Annotated in this window: 12 protein-coding genes; 2 read left to right on the top strand and 10 right to left on the bottom strand. The window is 37.1% G+C overall.

The annotated features are described in order from the left end of the window. Nucleotides 1-118: 118 nt before the first annotated feature. The 6 genes from NSQ95_RS06155 to NSQ95_RS06130 form a co-directional block, all read right to left on the bottom strand. Nucleotides 119-2,041: a glycoside hydrolase family 68 protein gene (locus tag NSQ95_RS06155; RefSeq protein ID WP_342560487.1), complete on the bottom strand. Its 1,923-nt coding sequence runs from the start codon at nucleotides 2,039-2,041 to the stop codon at nucleotides 119-121. A gap of 122 nt (nucleotides 2,042-2,163) precedes the next feature. Continuing rightward, nucleotides 2,164-3,720 (bottom strand): glycoside hydrolase family 68 protein, encoded by a 1,557-nt coding sequence (locus NSQ95_RS06150; protein WP_342560486.1) that lies wholly within the window; start codon nucleotides 3,718-3,720, stop codon nucleotides 2,164-2,166. Nucleotides 3,721-4,057: 337 nt separating this feature from the next. After that, the gene (locus NSQ95_RS06145) at nucleotides 4,058-4,807 is read right to left on the bottom strand and encodes a class I SAM-dependent methyltransferase (RefSeq protein WP_342560485.1); all 750 of its coding nucleotides are present in this window, start codon (nucleotides 4,805-4,807) and stop codon (nucleotides 4,058-4,060) included. Between the two features lie 174 nt (nucleotides 4,808-4,981). After that, nucleotides 4,982-6,205 (bottom strand): 2-oxoglutarate dehydrogenase complex dihydrolipoyllysine-residue succinyltransferase, encoded by a 1,224-nt coding sequence (odhB, locus tag NSQ95_RS06140; RefSeq protein ID WP_340884197.1) that lies wholly within the window; start codon nucleotides 6,203-6,205, stop codon nucleotides 4,982-4,984. 28 nt (nucleotides 6,206-6,233) lie between these two features. Continuing rightward, on the bottom strand, nucleotides 6,234-9,029 hold the full coding sequence (locus NSQ95_RS06135) for a 2-oxoglutarate dehydrogenase E1 component (RefSeq protein WP_342560484.1): 2,796 nt from the start codon (nucleotides 9,027-9,029) through the stop codon (nucleotides 6,234-6,236). A gap of 41 nt (nucleotides 9,030-9,070) precedes the next feature. Continuing rightward, on the bottom strand, nucleotides 9,071-10,528 hold the full coding sequence (locus NSQ95_RS06130) for a DASS family sodium-coupled anion symporter (RefSeq protein WP_340884200.1): 1,458 nt from the start codon (nucleotides 10,526-10,528) through the stop codon (nucleotides 9,071-9,073). A gap of 773 nt (nucleotides 10,529-11,301) precedes the next feature. Here NSQ95_RS06130 and NSQ95_RS06125 point away from each other — a divergent pair. Then, nucleotides 11,302-13,011 (top strand): transglutaminase domain-containing protein, encoded by a 1,710-nt coding sequence (locus NSQ95_RS06125; RefSeq protein ID WP_342560483.1) that lies wholly within the window; start codon nucleotides 11,302-11,304, stop codon nucleotides 13,009-13,011. 215 nt (nucleotides 13,012-13,226) lie between these two features. Here the strand turns inward: NSQ95_RS06125 and NSQ95_RS06120 are convergent, their stop codons facing one another. The 3 genes from NSQ95_RS06120 to NSQ95_RS06110 all read right to left on the bottom strand — a co-directional run bounded on the left by NSQ95_RS06120 (nucleotide 13,227) and on the right by NSQ95_RS06110 (nucleotide 15,009). Then, nucleotides 13,227-13,469: a hypothetical protein gene (locus tag NSQ95_RS06120; protein ID WP_342560482.1), complete on the bottom strand. Its 243-nt coding sequence runs from the start codon at nucleotides 13,467-13,469 to the stop codon at nucleotides 13,227-13,229. Continuing rightward, complete coding sequence (locus NSQ95_RS06115; RefSeq protein ID WP_169358529.1) at nucleotides 13,466-13,939, bottom strand: phosphate-starvation-inducible protein PsiE; 474 nt, start codon at nucleotides 13,937-13,939, stop codon at nucleotides 13,466-13,468. Before NSQ95_RS06115 ends, NSQ95_RS06120 begins: the two co-directional genes overlap by 4 nt. A gap of 191 nt (nucleotides 13,940-14,130) precedes the next feature. After that, nucleotides 14,131-15,009: a LysR family transcriptional regulator gene (locus NSQ95_RS06110; protein ID WP_342560481.1), complete on the bottom strand. Its 879-nt coding sequence runs from the start codon at nucleotides 15,007-15,009 to the stop codon at nucleotides 14,131-14,133. A gap of 112 nt (nucleotides 15,010-15,121) precedes the next feature. Here NSQ95_RS06110 and NSQ95_RS06105 point away from each other — a divergent pair, with 112 nt between their 5' ends. Beyond that, nucleotides 15,122-16,312 (top strand): coenzyme F420-0:L-glutamate ligase, encoded by a 1,191-nt coding sequence (locus tag NSQ95_RS06105; protein WP_340884211.1) that lies wholly within the window; start codon nucleotides 15,122-15,124, stop codon nucleotides 16,310-16,312. A gap of 188 nt (nucleotides 16,313-16,500) precedes the next feature. Here NSQ95_RS06105 and NSQ95_RS06100 read toward each other — a convergent pair whose 3' ends face one another. Then, nucleotides 16,501-16,821, bottom strand: coding sequence for a hypothetical protein (locus NSQ95_RS06100; RefSeq protein ID WP_340884213.1), 321 nt, complete (start codon nucleotides 16,819-16,821; stop codon nucleotides 16,501-16,503). Nucleotides 16,822-17,182 lie beyond the last annotated feature (361 nt).

The raw sequence follows: 17,182 nt of genomic DNA, 5'->3' as shown, positions 1-17,182 counted from the left end.
GAACTTCTGTCTGGGAAAACAAAGTATCTCACAGAATCTTTACATCCTATTGTTTAAAAATATATCTTAACTAAAAAAACCGACTCCACAAAGGAGCCGATGTATTGCTAAATTTTATTTATCTATTTCTACATCCACAGTTGGGATCATTGTAAAATCTTTTTCTATCTGGCTTAGGGAAGCTGATGCAGTCATAATCATCATGCTGATGATTCTTGTCCTTGCATGCACAATCATCTACTGAGTCGCAGTCATCATTGTGTTTATGCTTGGAATCCTTCCAATAGTTATCTTCCTTCCAAGACTTATGACTTCTTGGATAGGACGAGTTACTATGATTTTTTCCACATCTATAACATTGTCCATTAGAATCATAATTATCATATTCACAATCATCATTTCTATCATAGCTGCAATCATCATGATCTCTGCCTCTATCGTGATGATAGTTACATTCACAATCATTACGGTCTTTATCTCTATTGCGATGATGTCTACAATTATGGCTACCACGGTCTTTACAATGGCATTCATGTTCATGGTTGCTTCCACCATTACCGTTTTCTGCACCACTTCTACAGCATTTTGGACTTTCAGTTTCAGATACCATAACCAATCCGTACTCGTATTCAGCTACAATTTCTGTTGTTCTACCTGAAACTCTTAATTGAAGAGTAGGCGCAAGAGTTCCACCAAAATGAGCTCTTCGGAAAGATTCAGGTAAATTAGCAAGCTCCTCTGTCGTTATTCCCTGTAAATCGAATGTATCGATGAAGCTTAGTACCGAGAAGTCAGGTAACACTAACCAAGAATAGGCCTGGTTCGGTTCAGTAACTGGATTTGCTATAACTAAGCCACCAGAGTTTAATGGTTGATAATTCCCTCTTAATGACCCTGCAACAAAACCATATAAACCATCTGGTCCAGGTCCATTAGTTAAACCGGGAGCAAACGTAAATCTATGACTATCTGTAAATAAATAGTACAAACCGTTCCTTACAATAAGGTGTGGACGTTCCGTCTGCTGATTTGTACAACCCGCCTCTAAGAGAGCCGGTAGTAATTGCCAAGAAGTGTAATCATTGTTTCGTAGTAGGGCAATTCCAATATTTCCAGTGTAAAGTCTTGCTTCCTCTGGCACACCAGGTCCACAATCAATGTCTAAATTGTTTCCTGCGATATTACCTTCAAACAATAAATACTCGCAGCCTGTTGCTGGATCTTTAAAGAACCAAGGATCACGGAAAGCGTAGATAATACTACTTCCGCCTGCTTCAGATTGTTCTTGTGTTTGATAAAGTACTCCGTCTGCCTCTAAAATTATTTCATGTGGTGCGAAGTTAACTAGCTCGACACCATCTAAATTGGATCTAAAGTTACTGCTTGTTAATGCAATGCGCTGTTCAAAAGTTACTTGAGCTTCGCCACGTCTACCGGAGGCTGTATAGAAGTAATAGATTCTTCCTCCGTCGATGATTGCAGATCCTGCCCATTGTCTTGATCCAAAAGCAGTACCCTCTTCAAAAACTAGTCCACCCTGTATCCAATTTAAGCCATCTCTAGAATAGAAGTATGCGATTCTCGCTACATCATGTCTGTTATCTGGTAATACACTTCTAGGTGCTGATAAGGCAAACAGGACTCTCCATCCACCAGGAAGTACAGCTATAGAACCATCTTTTTCTTGAAGTGGCCACATATCCCATATCCACAAATCATCTGAGATTCGAGGGAATGGTTCTTGTATAACAGGAGCGCTATTAGAAGCAGTAATTCTAATTTGCTCTGCTTGCGCCCTCGTCCAAGCCGAAGGAACCGCGTCAATACTTTGGTTTAAGCATCTTTTAAAATCTCTTTGTGGGTTGTAATCACAAAATCTTTTAATATCATTGTTGTTAAATGATCTGTACTGAGTAGTTCCAGAATGAGTTGCAGCACTTGGGAAATTTCTATTAGATGAACCTCCACTTATTGGAGATAGCATTTCATTACCTGACCCAGCGATTGGAACTCTCTGACCCATATCTCTTTTTTTTGACATATATTTTCACCTTTTCTTATTTTCAATTCAATCAAATGAATGGTTTGTACGAAAATCTAATATAATCTAATTTGAAAAATTGACCACTCATATAATCAAATGTTATTTATAATTTTTCTTACTTAACGTCTGTGATGATTCTCAGAAGAATAATCATCATTACATTCTCTGCATTTAGGACTTTCTGTTTCTGATACCATCATTAGTCCATACTCATAAACATCTATAATCTCCGTATTTCTGCCTCTTACAGCTAGCTGCAATGTTTGAGCTAATGTCCCACCAAAATGCTCAAATTGGAATTGTTCTGGCAAAAATCCAACCTCTTCTATTGGTATACCTTGTAAATCAAAATTATCTATAAAGCTTAGGACTGAAAAGTCGGGTAAAACAAGCCAAGAATAGGCCTGGAATGGTTCAGAAGGAGGATTAGAAACTACTAGACCACTTCCATTTAGCGGTACGTAATTTCCACGCAGGGAACCTGCTACAAAACCGTACAACCCGTCTGGCCCAACAAGACCTGGTGCAAATGTTGAAGCATGAGTATCAGTGAACAGATAGTACAGTCCGTCACTCACTACTATGTGAGGACGTTCAGTTTGTTGGTTCGTACATCCTGCTTCTAAAAGTGCAGGGAGTAGTTCCCAACTGGAAAAGCTGTTATTACGAAGTAACGCTATTCCGATATTGCCTGTATATTCTGCAGCGTCTGCTGGAACTCCAGGTCCACAGTCTACATCTGCTGATGTACCAGCTATATTTCCTTCAAACAATAAATATTCACACCCCGTCGCAGGGTCTTTGAAGAAGAAGGGATCACGGAAGGCATAAATTATTCCTCCACTAGATTGTTCTTCTGTCTGGTAGAGAATACCGTCTGGTTCTAGGATTACTTGATGAGGTGCAAAGTTTACTAATTGCACACCATCTAAGTTAGAAATATAATCACTGCTCGATAAGGCAATTCGCTGCTCGTAAGTGATTTGAGCTTCACCTCTTCTACCAGTAGCTGTATAGAAGTAATAAATACGACCATCATCATCAAGCATTGCTGAGCCTGCCCACTGTCTAGACCCTAAAGCTGTGCCTTCTTCAAGGACATAGCCTCCCTGAATCCAATCAAGTCCATTTCTCGAATAAAAGTAACTGATTCTTGCAACATCGTGTCTTTTTCCTGGTAGAACACTACGAGGGACAGATAAAGCAAATAACACTCGCCAACCACCAGGTAACACTGCGATTGAACCGTCTTTTTCTATTAACGGCCACATATCCCATATCCATAAATCGGCTGATATACGAGGGAATGGGGCTTCAATTAGAGGTGCAACGTTAGTAGAATTAATTCGAATTTGTTCTGCTTGGCTCCTTGTCCAAACAGATGGAATCGCGTCGCGGTTATATTCAAGGCAACGTCCGAAATCTCTTCTGGGGTTATAGTTACAAAACTGACTAATTTGTTTGCCATTAAAAGTTCGATAACGAACATTGTTATTTCCAGTGGATCCAGAAGGAGAGTTCCGATTAACAGAAGCACTCGGCATTATATTTGCGGATTCTGTTCTGGAGCTTCTAATAGGAAATTGTTGCGAAGTTAGTTTATACCTATTTTTATTTGAGTGATGTTCATGTTCCCCAAGTCTATTAAAATGTTTTTCATCATTTTCTTTTGTCATAACTTTCACACCTTTAATAGATTTTCGTACATTGCTATCATATGTATAGCCAAAAGAAAGGTTTGAGTAAAATTAGTAAAATTGGTGTATCGTAAGAAAATTGTGTATCTAGTTTTTATAGGTGATTAACACGAAAAAAGGGTAATCTCATGAGAGATTGCCCTTTTTTAGAGTATATAAATTAGGTTTAATCATTAGTTTAGAAAAAACTTAATATAAGAAAAAATAATTTAGAGGGATTATTATTTAACACTATGTCCAGTGACAGTCTCCCCACTATACAACTTGTTAAACTGTTCTAGCTTAGTTGTGAAAAATCTATTCTACTTAATTAACATCACTTTTTCAGTCGAAAAACAATGAAGTCGGGACTTCTAAAATCCTCACGAAATGATGGGTACTTCTTCAACATTTTCTCAGATGGGGTAGGCTCTACTATCTCTTCTATTAGAAATCCAGATTCACAGATGGCTTTTACATAACTTGTTAATGTGCGGTGATAGAAGATTACCTGGTCCATTCCTCTTTGCTCATAGGCTCCCTCATAAAAATAGTTATCTACTTTCCAAAATAATTTTTTACCGTCATGCCCTTTCTCCCATCCACTTTCTGGAGTTTGAAAACAAGGATGTAAAATAGAAAAGATAAAAACCCCACCCTCTCGAAGAACACGGTAAGTTTCTTTAAATGCTTGCTGATAACCTTCTAAATCCTGAATCACCATATTAGAAACAACTACGTCATAAGTTCCTTCCATTATAAAATGTAAATTTTCACAGTTAGATTGTTTAAATTCTATATTGAGTTCTGATGTCGTTCTACTTTTTGCTATTTCAATCATCTTTGATGAATAGTCAATAGCTGTTACAGCTGCTCCTGCTTTCTCCATCAGTCTACTTAAATACCCTTCTCCACAACCAGCATCTAGTACTTTTTTGTTGTTTAAATTTCCCATAAGACTAAACAAGGTTGGATTTAAATATACCTCTTTATGTGGGTCTCCATGCTCCAGATGATTGGCTGCATATTTTTCAGCAAATTTGTCCCACCTCTTAATAGAATCTTCAGAAGTCATATTTTTTACCATAATAGCGCCACTCCCATTCTAATGTAATAACTAGTAATTCGCCTTTCATATAAAAGTTCCTGCTAATAGTATTTCCCAGAAAATAATTAAGAATATAAAAAGACTTACTGGATTAATCCAATAAGCCTCTAACAGAACATAAAATGTAAATATTAATACTTCACCTGAACTCTCTTAAGATTCCAGCATAAGATCCTCTGGATTTTCGAGCAGTTCTTTTACCATTTTCAGAAAGCCTACTGAATCTTTTCCGTCTATTACACGGTGATCATAAGAAAGAGCTACATACATCATAGGTCTTATTTGAATTTCACTTCCAACCGCTATCGGTCTTTTTTGAATGGTATGCATTCCAAGGATACCAACTTGTGTCCCATTTAATATCGGGGTAGACATTAAGGAACCAAAAACACCTCCGTTTGTAATAGTGAAGGAACCACCAGTCATATCCGAAAGAGCTAGCTTGTTATCACGCGCCTTTTTAGCAAGTTCTCCAATATCCCCTTCAATTTCTGCAAAGTTTTTGCGGTCCGCATCACGAACAATCGGAACTACTAGACCACCTTCTGTTGATACAGCAATACCGATATCAAAGAAGTTATTTTTAACAATATATTCTCCATCCAGCTGTGAATTAACATAAGGATATTTTTTCAAAGCAGCTACGACTGCCTTAGTGAAGAACGACATAAAACCTAGACGTACCTGGTTGTCTTCGAAAAATTTATCTTTTTTACGAGAACGCAATGCCATCACATTCGTCATATCTATCTCATTAAACGTCGTTAACATTGCAGTGCTTTGTTTAACCTCTAATAAGCGTGAAGCGATTGTTTGTCGTCTACGAGACATTTTTTCGCGAGTCGTGCGACCATCTTCTGTTGGAGCAGAGACAATTTTAGCTGGTTCTGCTTTTTGTTTAGAGCCATGGGCTGATACATCTTGAACACGAACTCTTCCCATTGGATCAACAGGTGACACTTCATTTAAATCGATACCTTTTTCCCTTGCAAGCTTACGAGCAGCAGGGCTAGCAATAGGTCTACTTGCGTCTGAGGTAGTTTCAACCTTTGTAATTGGTGCATTTACTGCCTTTGGTATATCTGGAGCTTTTTCCTCAACCTTTACTTCTTCTGCCTGAGGTTGGGCAGCAGGAGTTCCAGATCCTGCACCAACGATTGCAATAACCTCTCCTACCTGAACTGTATCTCCTTCACCAAATAACAGTTCACTAACTACTCCCGCTTCCTCGGATATAACTTCAACGTTTACTTTATCTGTTTCGAGCTCAACTATAAACTCGCCTTTTTCAATGGTATCACCTGGTTTTTTTAACCACTGGGCGATCGTGCCTTCTGTAATAGACTCTGCCAATTCCGGAACTATAATCTCTGCCACTTAAACTTCCTCCTTTTAGTTCTAATGCTCACAAACTTTTTAATGCTTCTTCAATAATTCTTGCTTGTTCTACTTTATAAGTATCTGCGTCGCCTTCAGCCGGACTTGAGCGATGCACTCGTCCTGTATAAGCAATGCTTCTTCCATCTGCCATCTCTAATAAATACGGGAGAGCATAATTCCAAGAACCCATATTTTGAGGTTCTTCTTGAGCCCATATCAATAACTCTACGTTTGGGTAATGTCCTAATATATCCAAAATTTCATCCTCAGGGAATGGATAAAGCTGTTCCACACGAATGATATGCAAATAATTAAAATCAGTTCCGTTTTTTACTTTTTCCGCTAAATCAATTGCCATTTTCCCACTAGCAAAAACAATTTTCTTTACCTCCTCTGGTTGGCCACCAAGATTCGGTTGTTCAATCACTGCTTGGAATTTACCATCCAGCAAATCAGAGACATCAGCACCGACCAAAGGATTGCGTAAAAGTGATTTAGGAGAGACGATTAATAGCGGACGCACAAATTCTTCATTCAAAGATTTTGCTTGTCTGCGTAAAATATGGAAGTAATTTGCTGCGCTTGAAAGATTAGCTACAGTCCAGTTATTTTCTGCTGAAAGCTGTAGGTACCTCTCTAATCTAGCACTTGTGTGCTCTGGGCCCTGCCCCTCCGCCCCGTGTGGAAGCAGCATTACTAGACCTGACTTCAATCCCCATTTCGCTCGAGCAGAACTAATAAAGTTATCAAACATTACCTGTGCCATGTTAGCAAAATCCCCATACTGCGCTTCCCAAATCGTTAACGTATTCTTATCCTCTAGTGTATATCCGAATTCATAGCCTAAAATAGCAGCTTCCGTTAATGGGCTATTATGAACAACAAAAGAAGCAGCAGAATCGCTAATAAAATGCATTGGTATAAGTTCTTCTCCTGTTTTCTCATCATGTAATACTAAATGTCTGTGAGAGAACGTCCCACGTTGGGCATCCTGTCCACTTAAGCGTATCGAATGTCCGTCTTGCAAAATAGTTGCAAACGCAAGTGTTTCGGCGTGTCCCCAGTCTATCTTTCCGCTTCCGGTAAAAGGCTCTTCCCTACGTCTAAGTATCTTCTCTAATTTTTTGAATGGAGTGAACTCCTTGGCCCAAGTCAAAAGTTCTGCGTTAGCCTTGCTTAGCTTTTCTTCCTCAACACCAGTCGGTATATCTGGATACCCGTCTAATACGACCTGCGGAATCACTACCTCGTTTGCAGTTGTCTGCGGAAGTTCTTTGACCCTGTCATATGCCTCCTGCATTTCCTTTAATATTGTCTCATCTAACGTCTCAACTTGGGACTGATTAAGTACCTTTTCTTCTACAAGTTGATCACCATAAATTTGCCTTACAGTTGGGTGTTTATGGACAATGTGATACATCAATGGATTAGTAATGGATGGTTCGTCCATTTCATTATGACCATATCGACGGTAACCAATAAGATCAATAACTATATCCTTACTAAATTGTCGACGATATTCAAAAGCAAGCCTTGCTACTTCTAACACAGCTTCCGGCTTGTCAGCATTTACGTGGATAACTGGTACCTCAAACCCTTTTGCAGGATCAGAGGAATAATGCGTAGACCGAGAGTCAAATTGCTCTGTAGTGAATCCAATCATATTGTTAGCAATAATATGAATTGATCCTCCTGTTTGGAAACCACGTACTCGGCTGTAGTTTAATACCTCTGTTACTACACCTTGCCCTGGAAAAGCAGCATCTCCATGAACTAAAATTGCAAATGCTGCATTCTTATCCTGCCTCGGATAACCAGGTATATCTTTTACCTCTTGTGCAGCTCTAGTTTGACCAGTCACTACAGGGCTCACTACCTCAAGATGGGATGGATTATAGGCTAGCTGTACTGTGACGCCATTATTTGAACGATAGGTAGCCCCTTTATGATATTTCACATCACCAAACCAGCCTTCTGCAATCTCTAAAGATCCATCCTTAGGTAAGAATGCCTTAGACGGTACATGAGCGAACTCAGCAAACATCATCTCATACGGTTTTTTCAAAACATGCGTTAAGACGTTTAATCGGCCACGGTGGGCCATTCCGATATTCACCTGTTTAGTTTTTGTTTTCCCAGCCTGATTAACTAATTCATCGATTAAAACAACTAATGCATCAAGCCCTTCTATAGAAAAACGCTTGGCTCCTACAAACGTACGATGAATGAATTTTTCAAATCCTTCAATTTTAGTTAAACGTTCTAGTAACTCTTTCTTTTCTTCTAATGAATGGCTTTGATTTAAAGCATTTCCTTCAATTTTATCTTGAAGCCACTGTCTCTCCTTGGAGTCAGCGATATGTGTAATTTCAAAAGCAATACTTTCTGTGTAAACAGACCTTAGAAAATTGATAGCCTCAAGACCATTACGTATTTCTTTAGGAGGATTAGTAATTATAAGAGCTGCCGGTACATCTACTAAGTCCTGTTCAGAAAGGCCATAGAATTCCATACTAATTTTTGACGGATCCTGTATTCCATTGTTAAGTGGGTAGATATTAGCATTTTGGTGTCCATGTGTACGAATAGCATCTGCGAGCCGAATAGCTCGAAGAATTTTATCTAAGTTGTTGTCTGCATTATCTGAGATCGATATAGTCTCACGTTGACCCAAAGAATCGACTGGAGAACCATATTGTTGAAACAACGCTCCTATTTCCTCTTCTACGTCATCAGGTGATTGTACATATAAATCGTATTGCTCTAACAGGTACGCTAAATTGGGTCCTTGAAATTGATTCCATGGATAATTGTTATTCATTAGTACACATCCTTATAATTTTATATCTAATCCTACTTGTCCTAAAGAAGCCCAACCCATTGCCAATATGTCATGCTGAAGACAATGATTAATAAGTATCCTACTATAGTTATTGGAAGACCAGATTTCAAAAGATCTTTGGTTGTAAAAGCACCGGTACCATATGCAAGCATATTCTGCGGTGCGCTTACAGGTAGCAAGAAACCGAAGCAAACAACAAACTGTTGTATTAATACAAGACCAGGACCGTTAAATGAAGTTGGCTGCATGGAGACCACTAAAGCGATAACGATAGGTATAAAAGCAGAAGCCAAGCTGGTAGCACTTGCAAAACCTAAGTGAATCAAAATATTAAATAACGAAAGCACCATGATAATAAAAATAAGAGGCATTTCTGTCAAACCGACTGCTTCTAAACTATTTTGCGATAACCAAGCAGCTCCTTGTGTTTGTAAAAGCACTGTACCCATTGATATCCCAACTGCAAATACTACAAGAGTTCCCCATGGAATCTTATTTTGCACTTCTTTCCATGAAAAAATTCCAATTCCAGGCAAGAGCATAACCATGACCGCTATAAAAGTCACTGTCGTTGAATCTAGTGGGTGAAGTATACCTTCTGTTGCCCAAAGAATTAGCAATGCGACGGAAATAATGATTAATCTTTTTTCTTTCCCTGTTATAGGACCCAAATCTCTTAATTGATCTTTAATAACTACGTCACCATTTTCTAATTCCGATAGCTCTGGTTTGATAAGCTTATTCATTAGAAAAAATAGTAAGACAGACATCAGTATGGACCAGGGACCTGCATATATAAACCATTGCCCCCAGGTAATGTTAATGCCAAAAGTCTCTTCAATAAATCCAAGAGCAACCATATTTTGGGCTGCAGCTGTTTTAATACCAACATTCCAAATAGATATAGACTGCACTGCCGTAACTATTAATAAAGCGGAAAGCCTACTTGTTTTAGGTAAATTAAAAGCAGCTACTATTCCTAAAAGAATAGGAAGAATTGTACCCGCGCGGGCTGTAGCACTAGGAACAAATAGAGCTAATACAATACTTACAACGATTGTCCCAAAAACTAAGCTCTTTGTTTTTGTACCAACTTTGGACATGATGAAAAGGGCTAACCTTTTGTGTAATCCCGTAAGCTCCATCGCTGCTGCGATAAATGTAGCACCGGCTACTAATCCGACTGCAGAAGAACTAAACCCACCTAACGCAAGCTTTAATGCACCTGATGTCGTGTAATCTACTGTAGGATCATCAATAGTTGGAGCAAGACCTATAAATACTGAAATGAGCACAATTATTATGGAGGCACTTACAGGAAACGATACAGCCTCTGTAACCCACAGAATTACTGCTAACGCAAGTATTGCCAGAGCTCTCTGCCCAGCAACAGGAAGTCCTTCAGGATTTGGTAACAAAATAATGATAAGAAATACTGCAAAAGCCAGAAGAACAAATAACATTTTATTTTTTTTCATCTTTTCTTCTCCTCTACTTCTATAAATTTACAAATAGACTAACTAAGTATGAATTCATACTTTGCGATTAAACATACTTGTCGATAAAACAATAGGTAAACTCACTTTTATAAAGCACTCTGAAGACTTATCTGCTGTATTTTGTCCTATTTTATCCTTATTAATCATTCCAGCTTCTTCAATTCTCGTGCACGTTATTTTAACTTTTCAGTTTTGGAAATCGCCTCTTTCTCTTAATTACTCTCTTACTTGGACTTCACTTTTAAGTCATTAATAATTTTTTCATACAAGTTTCTAAATTATCTTGTAATAAAAAAACCTTTTTATACCTGATATTCCCAAGCAAAATTTCATGAATTGCAGGATTTTTGATGCTGTTTCATTTAAAAGAATAGGTTTAATATTATTAATTGTGAATAATTTCACAATAACGTAAGTATAACTCTTTTGTATTTTTTTGTTATACTATTATTCTTTTTTTCACTATTAGTTCATAAATTATTAATCAATTGTTCATAATTTTGTCATTTTTTTATTATTTATATATAATTTAATTTTGTTTAAAGTTATTAAGCAGATGGCAGTTGGTCGGGTTAATCTCTAAGCTATCCCTTATAGTAAACGTTCGCGCTGTCATCTCTTATATAGCTCACTTATCCTACTGGAGACACCTGCTACTGATATCAATACATGTAAAAAATAATCCACTATTTTTCCAAATTTATGAGAGAATAAATAGAAGAGTGTTATATATATAAAAAGGAGGATGTTCAATGGAGTTATTTAAACGTGGGCTCCCTATGTTTTGTTTTTTATGTCTTCTCTCTGCATGTGGTAATGATTCCGAAACATTGAATAATCCAATACCAACAGAACTTAACATTCCTGTTCCGATAGAAAAAGTTGAAGCTGATCCTTATGAAATTTTAGTTCAGGAAAAAAATAAAAGTTTAAACCTTACTCCACTGGATTTCACTTCCTCTTATGCAAGTGAACTAGGGCTCACCTTTTATGAACCAAAATATGAGAAGTTTTCTGCTAACGGTGAAGTTACTATTGCAGGTGAGATAAAAAAGACTGACGAACTAAAATCCAACTACATATGGATTAATGTCCAAACAGAAAAAGAAAATAGTTATATTCAGGAACAGGATTATTTTGTTCCAATTAGTGATGGTAAATTTAAGAAAACCGTTCATTTTTTTAACGGTGAAGGAACGTATAAGATTAAAGTACAAATACCGAGCACAGAACGAGAAAACCATTACTATGATACAGCAAACTTTGAAGTTCTAAATGTAAACCCAAATAGAATTAGAGATGTTGCCTATACACCTATTGGTTTAGAAGTCGGTCTTATCCTTAATACAGAGGTCGGCTATGTAGAAGAAGACGGTATTTATACATTGAAGGGGAGCTTACAGAATGGTGAATTATACGAGGATATTATGGTTCGGCTATCAAAAGACGGTCAAACGTGGAGTAATGTAATTCCAATACAAAAAGGTCAATTTACTTCCAATATTCCGCTTTTGTTTGGAAAAGGCTTGCATACGCTAGAAGTTATGATTCCCGATTTAGAGAAAGATAACTTTTACAAGACTGCAACAGATTTGCTTATAGAAAATACATCGTTAGAGATATTGGAACCAATCTCTTATTCTTCCCTATATGCTGAACGCGGAATAAATCTGGTTGAGCCTGTCAGTGGAGAAAAGACAACAGGACACACGTTTCACATTAATGGTTTTATTGATCCAGAAGCTACACTATCAAAACAAACTACCCATCTCTATGTGCAAACTCAAAAAGGTGAAGATCAAGCCCTAGAGGTCATTCCCATCCAAGACTTTACATTTAACGATTATTTTCATTTGAGATTTGGCCCTGGAGAATATGAAGTATCTATTAGCGTCCCTGAGATAACTGAAACTAAAAATGACTTCTTTAGATATTATGAGGTTGCTAAGTTCGATATAATTTCTACAGCTGAACAGGATAAACGAGATATTCTTCCTTCAAGAGGAATTGAATCTGATGCACCACAAATTATTGACCTAGCAAACAGTCTTACAAAAGGAAAAACTTCCGAATTAGAAAAGTCAAAAGCTATTTATGACTTTGTAGCTAACACCATCTCTTATGACGTAGTTAAATTCCAAAATGACGACTTTAAATGGGATGACAGTGCCTTAAAAACTTTAAATTCTCAAACGGGGGTATGTCAGGACTACGCCTACCTTACTATTGCACTCTTACGTGCAAGCAATATCGAAGCCCGTTTTGTAGAAGGTTTCACTACAGATAGACATGCATGGGTAGAAGCGAAGGTCGATAATCGTTGGGTCACAATGGATCCTACATGGGGTGCAGGCTACCTAAATGACAACAAGGAATTTATAGCTAGTTTTAGTGAAGATTATTTTGACCCTGAGGAAGAGGATTTCCAAAAAACGCATACTCGCATTGGTTTAGTATATTAAATTGAGTAGGAGGGCTGGAAAAAATCTCCGTTGGCTGTGACGTTGCTTTTTCCATTTGCCTGTCGGGGCAAACACAGGGGCTTGCGCTTTTCTATTTGGCTAGCTTCAGCCCCTTGCCCCTCGGGGTCAAATGGATAAAAGCTCCGGTGGCTGTGAGGCTGCCTCCTCCCTTTTTCCATTTGCCTGTCGGGGCATACACAGGGGCTTGCGCTTTTCTATTTGGCTAGCTTCAGCCCCTTGCCCCTCGGGGTCAAATGGATAAAAGCTCCGGTGGCTGTGAGGCTGCCTCCTCCCTTTTTCCATTTGCCTGTCGGGGCAAGCACAGAGGCTTGCGCTTTTCTATATATAAATAAAGAGGATGGTTGTGGTGTATTCACAACCATCCTCTTTGCAACATTTATAGAGGTTTTATTTATTTTTTTAGTAATAATTTTACGACTTAAATAGGTATTTTTCATGCATTCGTTTCTCCCAAGTTTGATGGATTTTCTCTTTCCCTTCCTTTTATAAACCATGGGTTACTAGGTCTTTCAAGTGGTGTAATATTCATAATAAAATAACCAACAATTAAAATTAGAATAACGAGTGAGTAAAAAAGAGTATCAATTGGATGGTCATGCTCTACGATGATTAGACGGATCATTGCTGTGATGCCTACATATAAAAAATATCTAAGCGGAAAGTGGTAGTCTTCTTTGAAGTACTTCACGATCATAGTGATGAATTCAAAATACAAAAAGAATATGAGGATGTTAGCAAGGAACATTTTATAATCGCTCGGACCTACTGTGAGCAACACCTTTATAAAAATCGTCAGCTCCTTCACTAACAAAAAGGCCAGTATAAAGGCCAAGAAGACTAAGCAGAGGTTTAAAAACATTTGCAAGGCTTTTGGGATGATCGATAACACAGCTGTAAATTTAACCATTCAATTCCCCCTTTTTTATAATACATTATTATAATGTAAGGTTACCTTACATGTCTACAATGGAATTTCAGAATATTTTTTAAATAACACTACGTATTCCTACATACTGTAATTTGGATAGAAAATAGAAGTGCTACTCAAATATGACAAAGCGTAGCACTTCTTAGAAATAGTTGTGGATAATCAAGCCTTTACTCGATTAATTCTACAAATTTAGTGGCGGCAGTTGATAATGGAACTCTTTTTAGAAAGCACACTCCTATATTTCTTGGCGGTATACTCTCTTTTAACTTTACCTCTTTAAGCATCCCCTTTCTTAAATAATCTCCCGCAAATTGCTTAGTAACACAAGCAATACCTAAGTTAATTTTTGCGAACTCCAATAGTAAATCATGAGAACCTAATTCAAATTCAGGTGATATTTTTACACCCTTTGAAAGCATAATTTCTTCCACATATCTTCTCGAGACTGATTTTTGTTCGAGGAATATTAATGGAAATTTTACAAGCTTGTCCAAACTAATTGGCTTTGACAAGACTTTATCAAACTTTTCCCCATATACAAAGATGTCTTGTACCTCTAGACAAGGCCGTTGTCCCAAACTATCATCATCTATTGGAAAATTACAAAGAGCAATGTCTACGCCTCCACTCTTTAAAATATTGCAAAGCTCCATGGTCGTACCATTTACAATGGTAAATTTAATACTAGGATATTTATTATGGAATTCCTCTAAATAAGGGAGCAAGAAAAATCTTGAAATGGTATCTCCCACTCCAATTTTAAGTTCACCTGCAGTAAGGTTTTTAAATTCTAAAATTTTCTCTTCACCAGTATCAATGAGCTTTAAAGCAGAGCTAGCATATTCAAAAAGTACAGAGCCTTCTGTTGTTAAAGTAACTCCTTTTGTCGTTCTATAGAATAATCTGGTATCTAGTTCTTTCTCCAGTTGCATTATGGCCTGACTAACTGCCGACTGACTCATAAAGAGATCTTTTGCAGCCTTCGAAAAGCTATTATTTTTACTTACCATGCAAAATATTTTATATAAATCCAATTTCCCTGACATATAAGCACCTCTTATATCTATTATAATATATATTAATTTTACTTATATCACTGTTTTACGTAGAATTACAAGTGGTAATAATATATTTATAATAGTTGAAGGAGCGTTCAATTTGGAAAGAGTAGTGGGAACAGTTGTAAGAGGTCTTCGTGGCCCAATTATAAATAATGGTGATAATATTGAAGAAATAGTAGTAAATAGTGTATTAAAAGCATCAGAAGTGGAAGGCTTTTCTATCAACGATCAGGACATTGTGACAGTAACTGAATCTATCGTTGCCCGCGCTCAAGGAAACTACGCCAGTATAGACCAGATTGCCACTGACGTTCATTCGAAATTTGGAGATGACACACTAGGTGTAATTTTTCCAATCCTAAGTCGTAATAGATTTGCAGTAGTACTACGTGGAATAGCAAAAGGTGCAAAGAAAATAGTCTTAATGCTAAGCTATCCTTCTGATGAAGTCGGCAATCATCTTGTAGAAATTGACGAATTAGATGATAAAGGCGTAAACCCTTGGACAGATGTCCTTACAGAGAAACAGTTCCGCGACTACTTTGGATATAAACTGCATCCTTTTACTGGAGTAGACTACATTGCATACTATAAATCGTTAATAGAAGAATACGGAGTGGAATGTGAAGTCATTTTCTCTAACAACCCAAAATCTATTCTAGACTATACAAAAAACGTACTTGCTTGTGATATTCACTCAAGATTTAGAACGAAGAAAATCTTAAAAGCAAATGGTGGCGAAAAAATTTACAGTCTAGACAACATATTATCGGAGTCCATTGATGGAAGTGGTTTTAACGAGGAATATGGTTTACTTGGATCGAACAAATCTACAGAAGACACGGTGAAGCTTTTCCCTCGCGATTGCCAACCAATCGTTGATAACATTCAAGAAATTATAAAAGAAAAAACAGGAAAAAATGTGGAAGTAATGGTATATGGAGATGGAGCATTTAAAGATCCTGTAGGACATATTTGGGAGCTAGCTGACCCCGTCGTTTCACCAGCCTTCACATCTGGATTAGCTGGAACTCCAAATGAAGTAAAATTAAAATATCTCGCAGATAATAACTTCGCTCACTTAAGAGGAGAAGAATTAAAGCAAGCAATTACTGAGCATATTAATAACAAAGAAGACAATCTAGTTGGAGCAATGGAAGCTCAAGGTACAACTCCACGTAGATTAACTGATCTTATTGGTTCTCTGTCAGATCTTACTTCCGGTAGTGGAGACAAAGGTACACCAATGATTTATATTCAAGGATACTTTGATAACTACACAAAATAAGAAAAAATTAATAAACGAGGCGGGTACATAACTCTCCTCAAAATAAGAAGCCTTGAAAATTCTACGGATGTAAAATTTTCAAGGCTTCTTTCAATTATCTGAAGTTATTTTCGGTTACAGCGAATTGAGAAAAAACTGTACTTAGCTAATGTCTCTGCTAAGTGCAGTTTTTGATTCTTTAAATCTATTTAAAACTCTTCATTAAAGACGTCTTTTGGAATCTCTGGCTTAGAAGCTTCTATCATTAAAATAACAGCAGTAATGATATGCATAATCATTCCTACAAGAGGTATGAAACCAATGCAAGAGGTTACTATTCCTAGTATACTCCCTGTTGTAGTTCCTCCGCCTTCTTTTTTTGTAATCACTAGAGTAACTATATGCAGTGCCAGCATAATTAGCAAAGGAACCCAGGCCAAACTAAGAATTATGATTCCTCCAAGAACTGGTATACCTAGTACAGCCTCTAATCCTCCTGTAACCCATTTCAATATTTTTGAATTTGACATATTCTCTACATCCTCTATCTTCATTTTTTTATAATTATTATGAATATAACATAACCAGAGAGGGATGTCTTAACTTTCTTATGATTTATTACCCATTTAATCCAATACAGATATTTAGTATTGGCTATGTTAAAGGCTAGGGTTGATTTACGATGTGTTCTAAATCGGCAAGTAGAATTGATTTCCGCGCCAACCGGACGCTTTTTCGCGGGGTGAGCGATAATCCATCACCCATCTATAATGCCCAACTCTAACACACTTATTATTGCGTAAATATTACCCCCTAAAAACATTTTTAAATTTACTAAATTATCAAAATAAAAAGTATTAAGTCATAGTTTATTACTATATAATTCTATTA

The sequence above is a fragment of the Psychrobacillus sp. FSL W7-1457 genome, assembly GCF_038593405.1.
In the GTDB taxonomy this organism is placed as follows: Bacteria; Bacillota; Bacilli; order Bacillales_A; family Planococcaceae; genus Psychrobacillus.
This window is presented reverse-complemented; position numbering and strand designations above follow the sequence as displayed.

Bases quoted from the DNA above. Each gene is read 5' to 3' on its own strand.
- NSQ95_RS06155 (WP_342560487.1), bottom strand. From the start codon at position 2,041: ATGTCAAAAAAAAGAGATATGGGTCAGAGAGTTCCAATCGCTGGGTCA.
- NSQ95_RS06150 (WP_342560486.1), bottom strand. From the start codon at position 3,720: ATGACAAAAGAAAATGATGAAAAACATTTTAATAGACTTGGGGAACAT.
- NSQ95_RS06145 (WP_342560485.1), bottom strand. From the start codon at position 4,807: ATGGTAAAAAATATGACTTCTGAAGATTCTATTAAGAGGTGGGACAAA.
- NSQ95_RS06135 (WP_342560484.1), bottom strand. From the start codon at position 9,029: ATGAATAACAATTATCCATGGAATCAATTTCAAGGACCCAATTTAGCG.
- NSQ95_RS06130 (WP_340884200.1), bottom strand. From the start codon at position 10,528: ATGAAAAAAAATAAAATGTTATTTGTTCTTCTGGCTTTTGCAGTATTT.
- NSQ95_RS06125 (WP_342560483.1), top strand. From the start codon at position 11,302: ATGGAGTTATTTAAACGTGGGCTCCCTATGTTTTGTTTTTTATGTCTT.
- NSQ95_RS06120 (WP_342560482.1), bottom strand. From the start codon at position 13,469: ATGAAAAATACCTATTTAAGTCGTAAAATTATTACTAAAAAAATAAAT.
- NSQ95_RS06115 (WP_169358529.1), bottom strand. From the start codon at position 13,939: ATGGTTAAATTTACAGCTGTGTTATCGATCATCCCAAAAGCCTTGCAA.
- NSQ95_RS06110 (WP_342560481.1), bottom strand. From the start codon at position 15,009: ATGTCAGGGAAATTGGATTTATATAAAATATTTTGCATGGTAAGTAAA.
- NSQ95_RS06100 (WP_340884213.1), bottom strand. From the start codon at position 16,821: ATGTCAAATTCAAAAATATTGAAATGGGTTACAGGAGGATTAGAGGCT.